Origin of the sequence: Pseudomonas lurida, assembly GCF_013522705.1 — a bacterium.
GTDB classification, from domain to species: Bacteria; Pseudomonadota; Gammaproteobacteria; order Pseudomonadales; family Pseudomonadaceae; genus Aquipseudomonas; species Aquipseudomonas quebecensis.
The window spans coordinates 1-2,322 of sequence record NZ_JAAMRE010000057.1 but is presented as its reverse complement, the minus strand read 5'-3'; the positions used below and the strand labels follow the sequence as shown (position 1 = coordinate 2,322).

Here is a 2,322-nt window from a genome sequence, read left to right as displayed (position 1 = left end):
TGGCTATGGGGGGCATAGGGGGCACGTATTAAAAAGTTATTACTATCTAAAAAAATAATCATCGGGCCCGTTTATGTAAACATTTGGGTCCACGAGTGTGATGAATTTAGCTTTGAATTCAATTAAAGCGTTCTTGTTAGTCGCCTGAAAATAGAACTGGTTATTTTCCTTGGTGATTTTGACAAAAAATACTTCCCGAACAGGAATATTTTTTATGATCAAGTCTTGAATGCCATGACAGTCGATGCCCATTCTGCAAGTGTTGTAGCCTTTGCCCTCCCATTTTTTTGGCAAGGTGTCAGGAAATTCCGGTATGTCGAATCCCAGTCCCACAGAAGGACGATCATTTTCTATTTGCATAGAAAAAAGAGCAATCTGGCCAATTTCTACAGGTTTGCTAAAGATTTTTTCAAAAAATATATTTTGATCTAAATCATTCCAGTACTTCATCGATTACTCCTCAAAATTGTAATGTTCTTTGGCTCCAGGTACGTTTCCGTTCCGAGGCTTTTCTAACGGCCGTAAATTGAAGTGCGCTTTCTGATCCCCTTTCCCGTCCGCCCTGCCAAATTTATGACCGGCGGAGTGGTCTTGGATAAGAACCTTTGAGCCGTCTGCCCTTGTGAATTGATAAACCCTTGTATTAATGGTCCTGCCGTTTTCATCCAAAATATTGTCATCATTCAGATCAGTCATTTTTTCTATTTTGTATTGTGTCGTCCTTCCTGACTTCGGGTGTGTCATAACATCAGGGTTTTGTAGCATCGGTATATTGGCGTCTCTTTTGGCTTCTCTAAACGCCCCTTTACGAGATAAATCAGGTATATCCGGTTCAGCGGGCAAGGCGCAGGCTGGTTTGTACTTTCCTGAACCAGGGCAATCAGTGGTCAGTCCTAATGGATCAACCCACCCTGTCGGATTAGGCACATACCGATACGCATTGATCCCACCCGCTAACTTCACCGGGTCCGGCGTCAGGTAGCGACCAATATCCGGATTGTAGTAGCGATGGCGGTTGTAGTGCAGGCCGCTTTCTTTGTCGAAGTATTGGCCCTGGAAGCGCAGCGGGTTGTCGAGGTTGCCTACGTCGAGGCGGGCGATTTCGCCGTAGGCGCGGTAGTGGGCGGACCAGGCGATATCGCCCTCGGGGGTGGTGAGTTCCTGGGGTGTGCCGAGGTGGTCGAGTTGGTAGTGGTAGGGTTTTGTCTCTTTGGGGCCGAAGCCTTCTAAAAGTGCCAACGGCCGAAAGCTGTCGGGTTCGTAGAGGTAACTGCGATGGCGGTCGGCCTGGTGTTCGGCAATCAGCTTGTCGCCTTGCCAGAAAAACTCCGTCGTTATGCCGTCCACGGTTTTGCTGATGCGCCGCCCAAACGGGTCGTAGCGGTAGCTGGCGGTTTGGCCGTTGGGTTGGGTGATGCCGATCAGCCGATGCTGGCAGTCGTAGCGGTATTCCGTGACGAGTTGCCGGCCCTTGCCACGCCGTTCCTGGATCAGGTTGCCGAAGGCGTCGTAGGTGTAGTGGTGGTCGCCCTGGATCATCAGGCGGTTGCCGGCGACGATGTCGGGGCCGGGGCGGTTTTGCATCAGCAGGTTGCCGGCCGGGTTGTGGGCGAAACGTTCCTGTACGTCGTGGGAATGGTCGGCGCGGGTCAGGCGCTGGAGCGGGTCGTAGCGGTAGTGGTGTTCGCCTTTGCGGGTGTCGAGCAGGCGGGTGAGGTTGCCGGCTTGGTCGTAGTCGTATTGGCGCTGGTAGAGCGGATGGGTCTGATGGGTGACGGCGTGGGCGTGCAGGCGCTGCTGGTCGTCGTAGTGGTAGTGGCTGAGCAGTTGGCCTTGTTGGCGCTGATATTCGCGGCCTTTGCTGAACAGGTGTGAGGTCAGCGGTTTGCCGTTGAGTTCGACGGTGGCGAGATGCCCGCCCTTGTCGTGGTTGAACACCACGCGGTTGTTGTCCGGCAGGCGCAAATGTTTGAGCTGGCCGCAGGCGTCGTAGCTATAGCGCAGGGTGCCCCAGCCCTGGTGTTCGGCGGTGAGGCGGTTTTGGCGGTCGTACTCGTAGGCCAACGCCCAGTGGCCGTCGTCGACGCTGAGGAGATTGCCTTGGCGGTCGTAGGTGTAATCGACCTTGTTGCCGTCGGGCAGGGTTTTTCGTACGAGGCGACCGGCGTGGTCGCGCGCATAACGGGTAATGCGCTGACTGCCGTCGTCGCCGTGTTCGGTCTTTTCCTGCAGGTGGCCGTTGAGGTCGTAGGTGTACGCGGTGCGTTGGCCGTCGAAGCCGGTTTCCTGCCGGATCAGGCCGTTGGGGTGGTAGTCGAGTTG

General features: G+C 54.3%; 2 protein-coding genes. Both read right to left on the bottom strand.

The features are described from left to right. Window positions 1-42: 42 nt before the first annotated feature. Window positions 43-450: an Imm50 family immunity protein gene (locus G7025_RS26490; RefSeq protein WP_181081931.1), complete on the bottom strand. Its 408-nt coding sequence runs from the start codon at window positions 448-450 to the stop codon at window positions 43-45. A gap of 3 nt (window positions 451-453) precedes the next feature. Beyond that, window positions 454-2,322, bottom strand: a 1,869-nt coding sequence (locus G7025_RS26485) for an RHS repeat-associated core domain-containing protein (RefSeq protein ID WP_181081930.1), incomplete at its 5' end; no start/stop codon positions are given.

Coding starts and splice junctions, on each gene's coding strand:
- G7025_RS26490 (WP_181081931.1), bottom strand. CDS start 450: ATGAAGTACTGGAATGATTTAGATCAAAATATATTTTTTGAAAAAATC.